The 15,749-nt window shown below is 67.6% G+C and carries 10 protein-coding genes and 3 pseudogenes; 5 read left to right on the top strand and 8 right to left on the bottom strand.

Annotated elements, in window-relative coordinates; all coding sequences use genetic code 11:
• Positions 1–403: 403 nt before the first annotated feature.
• From K7G60_RS30760 to K7G60_RS30750, 3 genes are all read right to left on the bottom strand, one after another.
• Positions 404–922: a transposase gene (locus K7G60_RS30760; protein ID WP_225804252.1), complete on the bottom strand. Its 519-nt coding sequence runs from the start codon at positions 920–922 to the stop codon at positions 404–406.
• Positions 922–1,437 carry an IS110 family transposase gene (locus K7G60_RS30755; RefSeq protein ID WP_225804249.1) on the bottom strand — a complete coding sequence of 172 codons (516 nt, stop codon included), beginning with the start codon at positions 1,435–1,437 and terminating at the stop codon, positions 922–924. Before K7G60_RS30755 ends, K7G60_RS30760 begins: the two co-directional genes overlap by 1 nt.
• Positions 1,438–1,978: 541 nt before the next feature.
• Complete coding sequence (locus K7G60_RS30750) at positions 1,979–3,181, bottom strand: IS110 family transposase (protein WP_374115713.1); 1,203 nt, start codon at positions 3,179–3,181, stop codon at positions 1,979–1,981.
• Between the two features lie 540 nt (positions 3,182–3,721).
• Between K7G60_RS30750 and K7G60_RS30745 the strand changes: the two genes are divergently transcribed.
• The 3 genes from K7G60_RS30745 (at position 3,722) to K7G60_RS30735 (ending at position 6,788) form a co-directional block, all read left to right on the top strand.
• Positions 3,722–4,297, top strand: coding sequence for a DUF485 domain-containing protein (locus K7G60_RS30745; RefSeq protein ID WP_225804248.1), 576 nt, complete (start codon positions 3,722–3,724; stop codon positions 4,295–4,297).
• Positions 4,294–5,913 carry a cation acetate symporter gene (locus tag K7G60_RS30740; protein WP_225804247.1) on the top strand — a complete coding sequence of 540 codons (1,620 nt, stop codon included), beginning with the start codon at positions 4,294–4,296 and terminating at the stop codon, positions 5,911–5,913. The genes K7G60_RS30745 and K7G60_RS30740 overlap by 4 nt, the downstream gene beginning before the upstream one ends.
• A 623-nt stretch (positions 5,914–6,536) precedes the next feature.
• Positions 6,537–6,788: a hypothetical protein gene (locus K7G60_RS30735; protein WP_225804246.1), complete on the top strand. Its 252-nt coding sequence runs from the start codon at positions 6,537–6,539 to the stop codon at positions 6,786–6,788.
• A 478-nt stretch (positions 6,789–7,266) separates the two neighbouring features.
• Here the strand turns inward: K7G60_RS30735 and K7G60_RS30730 are convergent.
• The 3 genes and pseudogenes from K7G60_RS30730 to K7G60_RS30720 all read right to left on the bottom strand — a co-directional run bounded on the left by K7G60_RS30730 (position 7,267) and on the right by K7G60_RS30720 (position 10,000).
• Positions 7,267–8,085 (bottom strand): annotated as a pseudogene (locus K7G60_RS30730) (IS5 family transposase).
• 69 nt (positions 8,086–8,154) lie between these two features.
• Entirely contained in the window at positions 8,155–8,967 is an 813-nt protein-coding gene (locus K7G60_RS30725; protein ID WP_225804245.1) for a hypothetical protein, read from the bottom strand.
• Between the two features lie 565 nt (positions 8,968–9,532).
• Positions 9,533–10,000: a MarR family winged helix-turn-helix transcriptional regulator gene (locus tag K7G60_RS30720; RefSeq protein ID WP_225804244.1), complete on the bottom strand. Its 468-nt coding sequence runs from the start codon at positions 9,998–10,000 to the stop codon at positions 9,533–9,535.
• Between the two features lie 30 nt (positions 10,001–10,030).
• On the opposite strand from K7G60_RS30720, the gene K7G60_RS30715 reads away from it, so the two are divergent.
• Both K7G60_RS30715 and K7G60_RS30710 read left to right on the top strand, forming a co-directional pair.
• Complete coding sequence (locus tag K7G60_RS30715; protein ID WP_225804243.1) at positions 10,031–11,098, top strand: bifunctional NAD(P)H-dependent oxidoreductase/GNAT family N-acetyltransferase; 1,068 nt, start codon at positions 10,031–10,033, stop codon at positions 11,096–11,098.
• Positions 11,099–11,260: 162 nt separating this feature from the next.
• Positions 11,261–12,519 (top strand): annotated as a pseudogene (locus K7G60_RS30710) (IS701 family transposase).
• A gap of 27 nt (positions 12,520–12,546) precedes the next feature.
• On the opposite strand, the pseudogene K7G60_RS30705 reads toward K7G60_RS30710, so the two are convergent.
• Together K7G60_RS30705 and K7G60_RS30700 are read right to left on the bottom strand one after the other, a co-directional pair.
• Positions 12,547–12,669, bottom strand: a pseudogene (locus K7G60_RS30705) (LexA family protein); the annotation flags it as partial.
• A 219-nt stretch (positions 12,670–12,888) separates the two neighbouring features.
• The gene (locus tag K7G60_RS30700; protein ID WP_225804242.1) at positions 12,889–15,225 is read right to left on the bottom strand and encodes an LppP/LprE family lipoprotein; all 2,337 of its coding nucleotides are present in this window, start codon (positions 15,223–15,225) and stop codon (positions 12,889–12,891) included.
• Positions 15,226–15,749 lie beyond the last annotated feature (524 nt).

Below are 15,749 nucleotides of genomic sequence, written 5' to 3'. Positions count from 1 at the left end.
GCAGGGCCTGGCGGAAGCAGCCGGGCTTCCGCCACCGCGAGCGGCGTTCACGCCTTCGTGCGTAGATGAGCCAGGAAACGTGCTCGACCAGCTCATGCGGGACGTCGACCGTGGCACGACACGGGAGAGGTTCCTCGGACGATGCGTGGTGCGTAGAGAACACCACCGCAACGACCAGGAGCCTCGCCTCGTTACACACCCTTGCTGACCTGCCATTTCACCCCACAGAGACAGGATGAAAACGGCTCAGTGACATTGATGCTGATACTCAAGTTCCGGTGGTCGTGGCTCGGGCGCTAACTGACGCCCTGCTGGGTTGTCCTCAAACTGTTCTGTCCGACCACCGGGACCTGTTCTCATGGCTCCGGCCGGGCGGAACACGGCCTGATAGCGCCTCTGTGTGTCAAGCGGCCTGAGCGAGGCGGTTCCGTTGGTCTCGTTTCATGATCCGGTAGACCACGTTGGACAGCCGTCGCTTGAGGGCTCTGCGGGCCTCCGAAGGTGTCTTTCCCTCGCTGATCTTGCGGAGGTAGTAGTCCTGTCCGCGGCCGCCGTCGCGGATCTGGCACACGGCGATGGTGTGCAGCACCGAGTTCAGCGCGCGGTTACCGCCGGCGTTGAGTCGGTGGCGGACGTTGTTGCCGCTGGAGGCGTCGAGTGGTGCACTGCCGGTATAGCCGACGAAGTGGTGCTCGGTGGGGAACCGGCTGACGTCCCCGATGTGGCCGAGGACCTTCGCGGCCAGCACGGTCCCCAGGCCCGGCAGGGTGGTCAGCGTCGTGCGGGTCGCGGCGACGGCCTCGCGCATCTCGGCTTCGTTGTCCTTGACCTGCCGGTCCAGTCTGCGCAGGTCGGCCAGCAGGTCACGGGCTATGTCCCGACGGCAGTTGTCGGTGGCCGTGACCGGCCGGATGCCTTTCATCAAGGCGGCAGCCTTGTCGGCCGACAGACCGGTGGGGCACCGCCGGGCAGGAGATCGCGCAGGACGGCGTGCAGTCGGTTGAGGACGCGGATGCGCTCGTGGACCAGGTCGTCTCGGCGCTCGGTCAGCAGTCGCAGGATCGTGGTCTGGTCTTCCTGGACCACGGGTCGCAGGTCATGGCGGAAGAGGGCGACCTGGGCGACGTGGAGGGCATCCTTGGCGTCGGTCTTGCGGTCTCCGCCGGTGGCCAGCAGCCGGGCCCGGGCTGAGAGGGTGGAGGGCACGTCGACCACGTTCTCGTCCGCGGCGGCCAGTTGCTGGGCGAGCGAGCGGCCCAGGCCGCCGGCGCCCTCGATCGCAAAACGACGGTCGGGCCACTGCTCGCACCAACGCATCAGCTGGCGGAAGGCGCCGGCGTTGACGACGAAGCGGCGCTGGGCCACCTGGTGACCGGCGACGTCGACGGCGACGGCTGTGTGGGACGACTTGTGGGGATCGACACCGATCAGGATCACAGGCTGCTGCCCTCGCACTCGATGAGTCAGGAAGGGGAGTGCGGTGGGCACCCTGACTTGAAGTCACCGTGTCACCTTCATGCCTCTGTCGAGCCACACCGCGCGGGTGTCGGCCGGCGGCGGCACGCTATCAGTGAGCCAGCCCGGGGGCGGCAAGGAGCACTGCGGGCCCATGCCGACCGACACCCTGGACGCTACGGCTGCAGACCGAGCGTCTGGGGTCGATTCAACAAGTCAGGAGCCTGGCCGGAAGCCTCCTCAATGTCCTGTCTGCACCCCCGGCCGGTGCTGCTGGCGGGGCGGAGACCTGGGCGGAGGCGTTCCTGCCATCGGCAGCAGGCCAGGCCGATCCGGGCCGGGGGGTGCCCCTATGTCTTTGGTCAAGGTGGTCGGGTGGCAGTGTGGCTGTCATGAGTGATGACGTGCCTGTTCGGGAGTCGGCCGGCGAAAGCATGCGGCCGTGCGACTTTTGCAGTCATCCGGTCGTGTTGGACTCGGTCGACGAGCGGGACTGTCCCGTGTGCGGCGAGGCCGCTGAGGATCAGCCCGCTGAGGCTGGCCGGGGTTCGTAGAAGGTTCCGTCGCGGAGCATCGCGAAGAGGACGTCGGCCCGGCGTCTGGCGAGGCAGAGCAGGGCCTGGGTGTGGTGCTTGCCCTGGGCGATCTTCTTGTCGTAGTAGGCCCGGGACGCCGGGTCACCCAGGGCGGCGAACGCGGAGAGGAAGAAGGCCCGCTTGAGCTGCTTGTTTCCCCTCCGGGAGGGCTGTTCGCCGCGGATCGAGGAACCCGAGCTCCGGGTCGCCGGGGCGAGACCGGCGTAGGCGGCGAGGTGGCCGGCGGTCGGGAAGGTGCTGCCGTCGCCAACCTCGATCAGGATGCGGGCTCCGGTCCTGACGCCGACTCCCGGCATCGAGGTCAGGACCTTCGAAAGAGGGTGGGCCTCCAGCAGTTCCTCGATCCGCCCGGCCAACAGTTTCCGCTGGTCGAGCACGGCCGTCAGGGATCCGGCCAGGCTCGGGACGATCAACGAGGCCGCCTCCGTCCCCGGAACAGTCACGGTCTGCTCGTCCAACGCGGCAAAGATCTCCTCGACCAGCCGCTCGGCCATCCGCGGTGCCTTCGGCCGCAGCAAGGTGACCAGCCGCCGACGTCCCGCCTTGCGTATCTGGGCCGGCAACCCGAACCGTTCCAGCAGCGTGAGGACGGCCGGGTGCTGCAACCGCGGTCCCAGGACCCGTTCCAGCGACGGATGGATCTGGGTCAGCAGGCCGTGCAGCCGGTTGGCCACCCGGGTGGCCTCACCGGCCAGGTCGTCGTCGAACCCGACGATCCTCTCCAGCTCGGCGATCGTCTCGTCCTCGCCGTCGATCGACCGCAGCGTGTGCGGCATCGCGCGGGCCGCGTCCGCGATGATGAACGCGTCCTTCGCGTCGGTCTTCGCCTCGCCGGGGTAGAGGTCGGCGATCCGCCGCATCGTCAGGCCGGGCAGGTAGGCGACCGGGCAGCCCATGTCTCTCGCGACGGCCAGCGGCAGGGCGCCGATCGAGGCGGGCTGGTCGACCACGACCAGCACCGTCCCGTGCTTGGCCTGGAGTTTCGCGAACAGCTCGCGGAGCTTGGGTTCGGTGTTGGGCAGGCGCTTGTCGAACGCCTTCTTTCCGGCCGGGGTGACGGCGGTGGCGTGGTGTTCGCCCTTGCCGACGTCCAGGCCGAGGAAGACGTCGATGTCGCCGGTGTCGATCACGTGCAGGCCCCTCCGCTCACGTTCTCGTCCGGCCTTGCCTGGGCACCGAGCTGCCACATCCACGTTACGGAGAGCTCTTCCGGATCGGGTGAAGCCGGTGCTCAAGCCCCTCATCAGCGGTCCGTCGATGCCTCCGGGCCCGGTGACACCACCCCCCGGATCATCAACCGCAACAAGGGGGGAAGTCATGCCGGACCCGAAGGCCGGAGGCCCCGTTGCGGAGCCACGAAAAAGGTAACGGGGGGGGGGAGTCGAGGGCATCCACCCGACCACCTCGTCGGCCCGCCCGGCGCATTCGCCGGACCGGTCGTGCCGAGCGGCCTGCCTGGCTCCAGGGGCGGCCCGAGACTCACCCGTGACCTGCGGAAAGATCCACGACGGAGGTTATCGCCGGTTTCGTCGCCACGTGCACAGGATCGTCACCGAACCGACATACCGAGCGGTCGGAAATCCCCTTATGCAAGGGCTATACCCATGAGTAACATACGCGGACCACCAGCGCCACCCGCCCGTTCCCCGGGGCGGCAAGGAGCAAGATCGATGTCGTACCACCAGCCTTTCCCCGGCCCACCGCCCCTGCCCCAGCACCAGAATGCCGGGCGGCACCGCCAAGAGGCGGCGTCGCAGTCCTGGGATACCGACCCACAGGCAGCCTGGGACTCGTCCCCGCGAGCGTGGGACTCCTCGCCGCAGGGCTGGGACTCCGCGCAGCAGCCCTGGGACGCGTCCCGGCAGCCGCAACCGCCCGCCGCCACCGACGATCGTGACGATCTGCAGCGGCTCGGATCGGCTTACCGCAGGCTCCGCCGCGTCGCCACCTTCACCGCGCTCGGCTACTTCGTCATCTTCCTCTTCCTGTCCGGCTACGCCCCCTCGATGATGACCGGCAACATCACCGGTGGTCTCACCACCGGGCTGGTCCTGGGGCTCCTCCAGCTGCCCGTGGCGCTGGCTGCGATCGCGCTGTACGAGCGGATCGCGCGCCACCGCGTCGACCCGCTCGCCGCGGCGATCCGCGAACGCGCCGAGCGGGCGGCAGTCGCGTCCCGGACGGAACGCCAGAGCCGCTCCGGACGTCCCGTGTGGCAGCAGCCCACCGGAGGTGCGCGCGCATGACCAGCTTCAGTTCCGAGGCCCAGACCATGTCGCTGATCGCGTTCATCGCGGTCATCACCGTCACGCTGCTGCTGTGCGTGATGACCGGTCCCGACCGTGACGACCTGGGCGATTTCTACACCGGTTACCGCTCGCTGTCCCCCGTGCAGAGCGGCCTGGCGATCGCCGGCGACTACATCTCCGCCGGCACCGTGCTCGGCACCATCGGCATCATCGCGCTCGTCGGCTACGACGGCGTCACGCTCGCCCTGAGCACCGTGCTCTCGCTGGTCCTGATGATGTTCCTGCTTGCCGAACCGCTGCGTAACGCCGGCCGGTTCACGATCGGCGACGTCCTCACCCGGCGTCTCCCCGGCCCCGCCGTGCGGATCGTCACGGCCGCCGTGACCCTGACCGCGCTGCTGCCGCTGGTGATCTTCCAGCTCGCGGGCGCGGGCGATCTCCTCTCGGTCGTCCTCGGCTTCGACTCCGACGGCTTCAAGACCGGGGCGATCGTGTTCCTGGGCCTGCTGATGATCGCGTACGCGGCGATCGGCGGCATGAAGGGCACCGCGTTCATCCAGATCGTCAAGACCGTCGCCCTGCTCGGCGCGTCCCTCGCGATCGCCGCGCTCATCCTCCACCGATTCGACTTCAGCCTGCCCTCCCTGCTGGACGCCGCCAAACGAGGCAGCGGGGCGGGAGACGCCTATCTCGCCTCCGGTCTGCAGTTCGGGGGCAACGAAATCGACATGATCAGCACCCAGTTGACGGTCGTGCTCGGCGCCGCGGTGCTCCCCCACATCACCATGCGCATGTTCACCGCGCGCAGCGCGGCAGCCGTGCGGCGCTCGATGTCCTGGGCCGTGTCGACCGTCGTCGTGACCTGTCTGCTGATCGCTGTCATCGGCTTCGGCGCGGCGGCGATCGTCGGCCACCAGGGGATCGTCGCCGGCGACCCGCAGGGCAAGACGGCGTTCCTCATGGTCAGCCAGGCCATCATGGGGACCGACCAGACGGCCATCGAGACCCTGCTGTTCACGGCCGTGGCGACAGCCGTCTTCCTCACCCTGCTGGCCTCGGTCGCCGGGATCACCCTCGCCTGCGCCAACACTCTGGCGCACGACCTCATCACGCACGGGCTGCGTCGAAAGGCGCGACTGAAGGCCTCCGCGGAGATGGCCATCGCCCGGATCGCCGCGGCGGGCGTCGGGTTCGTGGCGATCGCGATCGCCGCCGGTGCACGGCATCTGAACCTTCAGGCACTGCTCACCATGTCGTTCTGCATCGGCGCGTCCGCGGTCGCACCGGCCCTCGTCTACAGTCTCTTCTGGCGCCGCTACTCCCGTACGGGACTGCTTTGCACCCTCATCGTGGGTAGCACCTCCGCGTGCATCCTCATGACCGGCAGCAATCTGGTGTCCGGATCGCCCCAGGCGATCTTCCCGGGCCAGGACTTCAACTGGTTCCCGTTCACCACCTCGGGCATCCTCTCGGCCCCGCTGGGCTTCCTCGCGGGCTGGCTCGGCACGGTGCTCTACGAACGTGACCCGGCCGACCAGCACATGCGTTACGAAGCGGTGGAGGAGACGATCCTGGCCGGCACACCCGCGGCGAACGGCACCACTGCGTCCTGACGTGCACGCCCCCACGAAAGGGCGCCCGGCCTGAAGTTCCAGGCCGGGCGCCCCTTTCAGCTGTCCCGGGGTGCCTCGGGCCTCTCGTTTGGATCTTGCCGGGCTCGCATGCCCTGGTGCCGCACCTCGCCGCGTTGCCGTCGGTCGGCAAGGCTCCTTCCTCCGCCTTGCGATCCACGGCACCAAACCCCACTCATTGATCCGCCCTGATCCAAATGAAAGACCCTAGCAGCGAGGGGAGGGGCGGCCTCTTGCGTCGCGTCGGCTGGCTGCCAGGCCCGAGTAGGGCCAGGCGCCGCACTCCCGCCGTCACGGATGACGAGAGCGTGAGGCGACCGGACCACCGGGAAGTGGCGGACGGGGAGCATCTGCTGCCGCGATACGGCGGAGGCCGGTGTGGTCACTCCGCGTCGGTACCAGTCTCAATGTGGCCGATGAGCGTGTCGTTCAGCTGTTTTCCGGCCGCTCGTCTGCCCCTTGATCATGCTCGACCTCAGCCCGGCCAGGACACCGAGCAAAGCTGCTCGACGCTGCTCGACCGATCTTGTCGTTTTGCGTACGGACCGTGGTGCTCGCTGCTTGGATCACTTGCAGCAGGCAGTCGATTGCCAGAGGTGGGGACCATGGCGGTACAGAAGATCATGACCGTGACACTTGAGTTCGAGATGGGGGACCGAAAGATCCACGGTCCACGGATCAAGGCGGCGTACGACGCAGCCGTTGTGGCCGCTGTTGAGGCGGCAAAGGGGGAGCTCCTGGACGGCAGCGTCAGCGCCGTGCGGAGTCGGATGACGTGGGACTACCGGTGGGCAGACGCGTCAGCCGAGTATGCTGACGCCGAAGAATGGGACGAGGATTTCAACGAGCAGGAGTGACATCACAGTCCTGCTGGTGAGGCTGTTCGCCACGGTCAGGAACTCCGATGGCGGCGGAAGACCGTCGGGGTCCTGGAGCGCGCGGAGCAGGACGCAGGCGTACAACAGCTCCGTACCGCAACCACAGCAACCGCCCACACCCTTCACCCTCACTCCGAGGCCCCGTAGCGGCCGGAATGGCTGCCGCTGACCGTTCCGGCTAGAGCTACGGATCAGAAGCATGCCGTGGAGCCGAGAGGTTGATACCGGCTCCGCGGTCTGCCGTCTTCGGCCCAAGCGTCAGCTGTTGTGCCGGCCAACCGTTACATCGATGGCTCGGGCCTTCCACCCCGGGGCATCAACCGCCACTCGTACGTTCCAAAGGCCGCGGCCTCCAAGCAGGCTCACGAACCGAGTGAGCCCCTCCACATCCCCGACGGCCATCCGTCCGTCCGACAGCAAGAGTTGCCCGTCAAAGACGGTCGTGTAACTGATCGTTTCAGAATGAGATTCGCAGGCGCCTCAAGCAGATGATGCTGCAGGCGAGTTGGAGCAGGCCGAGGTGGAGATCGGCACGTATCTCGTAGCGCGTCCGCAGTCGTTTGAACTGGCGCAGCCAGGCGAAGGTCCGCTCAACGACCCAGCGTGTCTTGCCCAGCCCGGAGCCGTGCGGGACGCCTCGACGCGCGATCTCGGGTGTGATGCCACAGGCCCGAAGAGTGCGGCGGTACTTGTCGTAGTCGTAGTCGTAGTCGTAGTCGTAGCCGCGGTCGGCGAACAGCCGGCCCGGCCGGTGCCGCGGTTTCCCGCGAAGTCCTCGGATGCGGGGAATCGCGTCCAGCAAGGGCGTCAGCTGGGTGACATCGTGCTGGTTTCCGCCGGTCAGGGTGACGGCGAGGGGTGTGCCGTGCCGGTCGACTATCAGGTTGCTGCCCGGCCGCCCACGGTCGACCGGCGAAGGTCCGGTGTGCGCCCCCCTTCAGTGCCGGACGTGCGAGCCGTCGATCGCGGCGTCGTCCATGTCGAGCAGACCGGCCTTGCGCAGTTCGGCCAGGAGCACCTCGTGCAGGCGGGGCCAGACGCCGGCCTCGGTCCAGTCCCGCAGCCGCCGCCAGGCCGTCACTCCACTGCAGCCGGTCCGCTCGGCGGGCACGTCCCTCCAGCTGACGTTCTTGCGCAGCACGTACACGATGCCCCGCAGGGCCGCACGGTCGTCCGCCGGCAGACGCCCCGGATGCCGATGACGCCGCGGCGGGCGGGGCGGCAGCAGCGGAGCGATACGTTCCCACAGGTCATCAGGTACAAGATCATCCGGCACCTGCGCCACTTTGCCGCCACCAGACCCGATCGCCAAGCCCTCACGCCGAACTCATTCTGAAACGATCAGTTAGCCGTCGAGGAGGAAGACCACCGCCATCACGACGTGGAGGAGGGCCAGGAGGCCGCCGCAGACGACCAGGAAGGCGCCGGCGTAGGTGTCCACCAGGTGCGTGAAGGGGGCCACCGGCACCAGCACGTCCGCCGGGTCCTCCGGCGGGTGGGCCACGGTGATCGCGGGACCGGCCTCGCCGTGCAGGAAGCCGCGGTACGTGCCGGTCGCGTCCGGGTAGACGTATCCGCCGCGGGTCATCGTGGCCCGGGTGGCGGTCACCAGGACGCCGTGTCGGTACAGCCACCGTTCCCGTCGTGCGCGGATCACCCCGTACAGGCCGATCCACAGGCCCAGCCAGGCCAGGCCGCCGACCGGGATCGTGAGGATGACCACGTCCCACTTGCCCAGCGCGCCGGCCACCACGCAGAGGACGACGAGCGCCAGCAGGTGCCACAGCGCGCCCCGCAGGATCCGGCGGTGGAACCTCGTCCGCCAGGTGGGGGCGAGCGAGCGGACCACGGCGAACGGGGCCCCGTCGACGTCGTCGCTGTCCGTCCGGTTCGTCAGGATCGCGTTGACCCCCTCGGCGAAGGCGGTCGCCGCCGCCTCGTCCACGTCGTCGATGCGGTGGACGCGCGGTGTCGTCCCGGCCTTCGCCCGCAGCTCGATCAGGACCGAGCGCCCCTCGGCGCGTATCCGGCCCAGCCCGTCGGGGGTGAAGGTGACCTGCTCGCGCGGGAGGTCGAGGACCAGTCCGATGTCCTCGGCGGACAGGACGGCCCCGCCCCGGCCTCGGAGCACCGGGAGGGAGGAGATGGATGTCGACATGGGCATGATCGTAGAGCGGGTTTTCGCCCAGGTCAGCCCCTCGGACCCCCGTTCCCCGGCCCTTGCCCGGGAGGAGGGCGGCGAGGGCCGCCCCGCTCCCCGGCCAGCTGCTCCGGGGCGCGGGGCGCGCTGGTCGTGACGGGTGCGGCGCCGTCGGGCGCCGGGGTGTCGAGAGGGGCGGCGGTGACGACCTCCGCGAAGGCGAGCGTCCCGCTCTCGTCGACACCGGCGAGCAACCGCACGACACCACGAGCTCGATCTCAGTAACCGACCAAGAGCAATCTCACCGGGATTTCCTGTACGTCAACTACTCACACCCATCTCGGCGCTGACTTCACCAACGCGCGTCGCCGCCGACGGCGACTGGGGCGCCTGATGCTCCAGTGCGGTTTCGTGATCTGGTCGGCGGAGCTTCGTCTGTAGCGGCTGCCACGAGGGCCCACCTTCCGGGCCTCCAGGGCTGTCCGGAGCTGTGGGTCCTGGCTGTGGGCTTCGTCGCCGGTCACCACGGATGCTGAGTCTCGCCGGTCGCCGTCGTAGGTGCGCGGCTGACCGGCGCTCCCCGTCAGCCCTCGATGTCCTCGAGCTTCTGGGCGATGCGTTCGAGGGCGCTGAGGTCCTCGGCCGGGAGCCGGTCGATGAAGTGGCGTCGCACCGAGGCGACATGCGCCGGGGCGACGTTCTTGAGTGTGTCCAGGCCGTGGTCGGTGAGAACGAGGAAACAGCCTCTGCCATCCGCCGGGTCGGGTGCACGTTGCAGGAGGCCGCGCGCTTCCATCCTGGTGGCGTGCCGGGAGAGCCGGCTGCGGGACCATCGCATCTTGGCAGCCTGTTCCCGCAGGGTGCTGGTGCGGTTGGGCCGCTCCGACAACGTGCTGAGCACTTCGTAGTCGGGTTCGGAGAGCCCGGCCGCGGCCAGGTCACGCGCTGTGGCGGCCTGCACGGCGACCACCATGCGCCGGTAGGCCCGCCACGCCCGCTCTTCGTCCGGGGTCAGCCAGCGCACATTCTCAGCCGAGGGCTTCGTTGACATGGAATCAACCTACCGGATATTTTCATTTCCATGTCAACGAAAACGGCGCGCGTCCTCGTCCTGGTGTGCAGCACCCGGCCCGGCGCCCTCGGCCCGGCGGTCGGCACGTGGTTGATCGATACGATCACGCCTCGCGCCGGGGAACTCGACGTCGAACTCGTGCCCATGGCCATCGGCGACCTCGACCTGCCCTTCCTGGACGAAGAGGAGCATCCGTCGTCGGGTCTCTACGCGCACGAACACACCAGACGATGGAGCGCGCTCGTGAACGCCGCGGACGGCTTCATAGTGGTGACGCCGGAGTACAACTACGGAATGCCGGCGACTCTGAAAAACGCGCTCGACTACCTCGGTCGCGAGTGGGCATGGAAACCGATCGGTTTCATCAGCTACGGGAACACATCCGCGGGCACGCGCTCGGTCCAGCACGCCAAGCAGGTGGTGACCACACTGCGCCTGGTGCCGTTGGGACGCACGGTCGCGATACGCATCAGTGACGCGGTCGAAGACGGACAGATCCGCCCGAGCGCCACTCTTGCCGGGGCGGCCGTCGGTGTCCTGGACGAACTGGTCCGGGTTGCCCACGCCCTGCGTCCGATGCGCGAAGGGGCACGCCCCGGCCTGCCGCCCGGCCCACTGCCGGGTTCCTACCTGAGGCGGCTGACCCCTGATGACGCTCCCGAGGTCACGGTGGTGCAGCGGTGCTGCTGGGTGGACGAGGCCCTCGCCAACGACACCCTGGCCATCCCGGCCTTGCACGAGTCACCGGAGCAGATAGGCGAGTGGCTGGCGACCTGGCACGTCATGGGATTGTGGCGGGACGGCCGGCTGCTGGGCATGGTGCGGGCCCGACGTGTCGACACCGACTGGCACCTGGGCCGGCTCGGCGTCGTACCCGACCTGCGGGGCCAGGGACTGGGCCGCTGGCTGCTGCGCACCGCCGAAGCCGCGGCCGAGCCGAGCTGCCGCCGCATCGTGCTGCACACCGGCGTCCACAGCCGGCAGAACATCGCCCTCTACCAGAGCGAGGGATACCAGTCGGCGTCACTCACCGGCGATGACGGAACCGTCCGCCTCACCAAGGACATAACCCCGTAGAAACGTGGCCTAGCAGTCTGGTAGCAGTCTGGTTTCGCGAGCTTGTTGCGGACCCGGCCGGTGACGGGTACGGCCACCTCGTGATCACCGGTTGGTGTGTGGACAAACGAAGATCGTGCGGTGGCCGCTGGCCATAGCGTAGACCCCATCCGCTGGCGAGCGATGTTCGACCAGGTCCTGGCGCGGATCGCGGGCCAATTCGGTCGAGTTGAGCCCCGGGCCAGTGCCCGCGCCTACCTGATCGGGCTGCTGTCGAACGTCGAGCGCAAGAACTGCCGGCAGCTGGCCGAACAGGCCGGTCACGCCCGTCCCGGGCCGATGCGGCGGCTGCTGCGGTACGCACACGGGGACGCCGACGCCATCCGCGACGACCTGCGCGCCTACGCTGTCGAACACCTCGGCACCGGCGGCACGGTACTGATCGTGGACGAGACCGGCTTCGTGGAGAAGGGGCGTGCCTCGGCAGGAGTGCAACGGCAGCACACCGGCACCGCAGGACGCGTCGAGAACTCCCAGGTCGGAGTCTTCCTGGCCTACGCCACCAGCCGGGGAAGGGCACTGATCGACCGCCGGCTCTACCTGCCTGAGCACTCCTGGCGTGGTGATCCCGAACGCCGTCACGCTGCCGGGATACCCGACGACGTGCAGTTCGCGACCAAGCCCCGCCTGGCCTGGGAGATGATCGGCGCCGCGCTGGACGCCGGGGTGGAGGCATCGTGGGTGACCGGCGACGAAGCATACGGGAGGACACGCAGCTTCGAGCCGCCCTGGAGGAACGCGGGGCCGGCTACGTGATGGCCGTCGCCTGCTCGACACGGGTACGGATCAACCAAGGTCGCACCGCCATCCGCGCGGACACCGTCGCCAGCCGCCTGCCCGCCACCGCCTGACAGCGGCAGAGCGCGGACAACGGCGCGAAGGGTCTGCGCTACTACGACTGGGCCTGGGTCCACATCGGCCCGGGCAGCCGCCGTCACCTGCTGATCCGCCGCAACCGCACCAGCGGTGAGCTCGCCTTCTACCTGTGCTGGTCGCCCGCCGAGGTGCCCCTGGCCGAGTTGGTCCGCGTCGCCGGTGTCCGCTGGAGCGTCGAGGAGTGCTTCCAGGCCGCCAAGGGTCAGGTCGGACTCGACCACTACCAGGTCCGCAACTGGACCTCGTGGCACCGGCACATCACCCTCGCCATGCTCGCCCTGGCCTTCCTTGCAGCCATCGCCGCGGGTCAGGCCCTCAACCGGCCTGACGAACCCCACCACCTGGCCCGCAGCCTCGAACCGTTCCCGCTGACCGTCCCGGAGATCCGTCGGCTACTCGCGATCGTCTTCGGCCCACTGGCCCCGTCAGTGGCCGGGCTGCTGCACTGGTCCACCTGGCCCAGACGCCACCAGACAGCAGCCCGACACAGCCATTACCGGCGATGATCCGCCGACAAAGCTGCTGGATAGATCACGAAACCGCACTGGAGTACTGGAAGCGACGATGTCACCGTGGTCCGCGGTGTCTGACTGCCTCACGGTGACGATGTCTCCGTCGCAGATGGCCGCGTCGATCATGCTGTCGCCGACCACCTGAAACCGACGGGTTCCCAGAATCCTGGAGCACTCTCGCGAGGAACCCGACGGGGTCGTGCCGTAAATACCACGTTGCCCGTTGAGTTCACCGTCCGTGGAGCGCCTCCTCCGCTGTCGACAACCTATGAGCGTGCCACGCGCCCGCCCGGAACCACACGAGTACCGCCCCGCGGCCAGAAGTGCACTGGCGGCGGGGCGGTCGGGTACAAGGTTGTGCGGCTACTGACCGCTCGACACGGATTCTGTGTACACCAGTTGGTGGTTCTGCCAGGTGTGCCGATAGGTGACCTCGTCGCCGCTGGGACAGCACACTGGGTCCTCAGGGGTGGCCCACCGTACGCGAGAGGTGATCTGGGTGCCGTTCTGAGTGGCCACTTCGCGGAAGCTGTATGCCGTGCCCTCCTTCACCATTCCGACGTATCGGTTCCCGTAGAACAGCATGATGATCTGAGCGGACCCGTCACCGCCCCCCGGGCCACAGTTCCCGCACGCCTGCACAGCACGCAATGGACCACGGAGTTCCTTCAAGCCCTCTCGTTCTGTCGGAACATACCCATCGGACTTGAATACGTCCGCTGACGCAGGGTCGAATTCTGCAGTCGCGGAGGCCCCGCTACTGGTCGGGCACAGGTAGTCCAGCAGGCCGCCGGGAACCTTCATATCTTTCACCTTGGTGCATGTCGCACCATGGCTGCTGCTGCCCGCAGGCCCATCAACACCCAGCATCGTGACTGCTGGCGTCAACCTGTCGCCCTTACGCTTGAACAGAGTGGCAGACACCCGGTCCGCGTAAAGGTCAGGAACCCAGTCGACGACTGCCCAATCCCTCCAGCACTTCCGCCCCGTCACACTCATTTCTTCGGGATCGGTCACTTCCTTCAGGTCCGCTACCGCCGCCCTCGTGGTGGCTGCGTCAGGGCAGGCGGTCGGATTCTCCCGGGCTGCCTTGTCAGCCGGAGACTCGCGCAGAGTATTTTCCCAGAGCACCCGATCCCAGTGATAGAGGTCCGAGATCTCCACTGAACCCTTCTCGTACCCGAGCCAGCCCAGATCGAGCCCCGCAGACGTGTACACGCCACCACGCAGTTCCGTCTTTATGGTTCCCTGCTGCCCAAAATCTTCCTTATGTACAAGTTTTAGACCGGGGGTGATCTCCAGATAGGGGCCCGCAACGTCGTACAGTTTGAAAGTGAGCCGCGCGCCAATCTTGAGGCTCATTTCCGCTTCAAACGAGGGTGCCCCATCAACGCTGAATTCATTGTCGAAGTCGGCGATACCTTTCGCCTTCCCGCCGTCCGGAACTTCGATGCCCGCCTTGAAATGAGCTTTCTGTCTGGCTTTCACGGCAAGTTTGCCACCTACCCCGAAGACGCCGGTAAGAGCACCCTTCACGTGGATCACTACAACCAGCGGCCCCAAAGGGGCCGTGACTGTCCCGAGGGAGAATCCGTCGTTCTTGCGGTTCCAGGGGCGGTCACTTTTGGGATCTGGGTAGAGCCAGCGTGCATCACACTTGGCTTCTACGGCGTTCGACTTGGCGTCGATGCCGGCCGTTTGGGATGCGGTCAACGTCCACCGCAGCCCCTTTTGACGACCCTTGTCCCAACTGGTCTCCAAGGTCATCCTTGGCGTTGAGGCAGTGAACGCCAGGTCTGTTGCCAGCGGTAGCAGAAGGCCATTGGTGCATTGAAGACTGCCCTCCCCCTTCTTGGGATCGTCCTTGTCCGCCCCGAGATTTGTGCTGCGATCTCTGAACTTGTGCAGGAACGTGAAACCACCCTCGCCGTCCGCCTCCAGTTCAGGTTCCTCAGCGGTGTCGGCACCAAGGGCGAGATGGCTCGTCGGCATGAACCTTGTCCCCGCAAAAGCTGCCTGACTCACTGCGCCCTTCCGGCGCACAGCCGACTCGGGCGAAACAACGGGCGCGTCCACCACGCTGAGGCGTCCTTGAGGCACTGCCTCCCGCAGCGTCGCTGGCTTCGTTACTGCAATCACTCCGTCGCCGCTCGTGCGGACGCCGGTAACCCTTCTCAGCAGCCCTTCCGGGGTATGCGGGCCGACCCCAGCCACGAGCACGTCACCGACGGCAAGCTTCTTCGCGGTGGCGCTGCCGAGTGCCATAGTGACTGATGCGCCGTCAACCCCACGGATATCTGCAACGTCGACAGGCTTCGTCGTATGAGGGATGACCGTGTCGTAGTCAACCGTTACAGATGCCGTACCTCCAGCAGGTACCGTGACAGACTGCTCCACGTCCGGGGGGTACAGGTCGTGGTCGGCGCCGCTCACCTTGCCTGCAGTAATGGTGTACTGGCCCGGCTTCACACCGGTAAGGGTGCTGGTTTCAGTGACGTGTTTCGTCAGGCCGTCCGGTCCCCGCACCGTCACGTCACCGATCTTGCCGTCGGGAAGGCTTCCAACACGCACCCGAAGCTGCCCTTCGGACTGCCAGGGCAGCCAGCCCTCTCTCACTGCGACGGCCGTGCCACCGACCATGCAGGCGACCACGACGAGGATGACCCAGCGTCCCCATCGTGTAGATACTCTTCCGGCCATCCGTGTCCCTTCCTAGGCCCATGTACGCGGCGCACGATACGGTCGGCCGCCTACCCGGGCTCCAGAACCGGCCATCACCTCTCTCTCCTGGAACAACGGCAGCCAGAAGCACACTTCGGTCGGGCAGCGCCCCGGCACCCATTCCGGGCGCCAGCAGCGGCACCGCGGGCAACAGGCGGTGATCAGGGCTTCAGCCTCTGAGGCTGCCCGCCCGCCTCTCCCAGTCCACGGAATCAGCACCGACGGACCCCAACCTGACGAAGCACTACTAGGGTTGACCGACATCGACCCCATCGAGCCTGATCTGTAAGCCTCCATAGGACGGTGACTCGGGGGCAAGCTGGGCGTAATCCGTTAAGGGCGCGTCCGCGTACGAGAGGGAGTGAATCGCTCGTCCGGGCGCCCCGGCGCCCTGGCAAAGCGCTCCGGCCCGACCCCGCCGGCGGAGCCGGGGGACATCCGCTTGACCGACGCTCTCCCGTCACCTCGATCTTCGCCGGGCCCCGCGCCCGTGCCGACGTCGC

The sequence above is a fragment of the Streptomyces sp. NK15101 genome (assembly GCF_020400725.1).
In the GTDB taxonomy this organism is placed as follows: Bacteria; Actinomycetota; Actinomycetes; order Streptomycetales; family Streptomycetaceae; genus Streptomyces.
Note: the sequence above shows the minus strand (reverse complement) of the source record. Positions and strands in the feature narration are given on the sequence as shown.

Bases quoted from the DNA above. Each gene is read 5' to 3' on its own strand.
- K7G60_RS30760 (WP_225804252.1), bottom strand. From the start codon at position 922: ATGAAAGGCATCCGGCCGGTCACGGCCACCGACAACTGCCGTCGGGAC.
- K7G60_RS30745 (WP_225804248.1), top strand. From the start codon at position 3,722: ATGTCGTACCACCAGCCTTTCCCCGGCCCACCGCCCCTGCCCCAGCAC.
- K7G60_RS30740 (WP_225804247.1), top strand. From the start codon at position 4,294: ATGACCAGCTTCAGTTCCGAGGCCCAGACCATGTCGCTGATCGCGTTC.
- K7G60_RS30735 (WP_225804246.1), top strand. From the start codon at position 6,537: ATGGCGGTACAGAAGATCATGACCGTGACACTTGAGTTCGAGATGGGG.
- K7G60_RS30725 (WP_225804245.1), bottom strand. From the start codon at position 8,967: ATGTCGACATCCATCTCCTCCCTCCCGGTGCTCCGAGGCCGGGGCGGG.
- K7G60_RS30720 (WP_225804244.1), bottom strand. From the start codon at position 10,000: ATGTCAACGAAGCCCTCGGCTGAGAATGTGCGCTGGCTGACCCCGGAC.
- K7G60_RS30715 (WP_225804243.1), top strand. From the start codon at position 10,031: ATGTCAACGAAAACGGCGCGCGTCCTCGTCCTGGTGTGCAGCACCCGG.
- K7G60_RS30700 (WP_225804242.1), bottom strand. From the start codon at position 15,225: ATGGCCGGAAGAGTATCTACACGATGGGGACGCTGGGTCATCCTCGTC.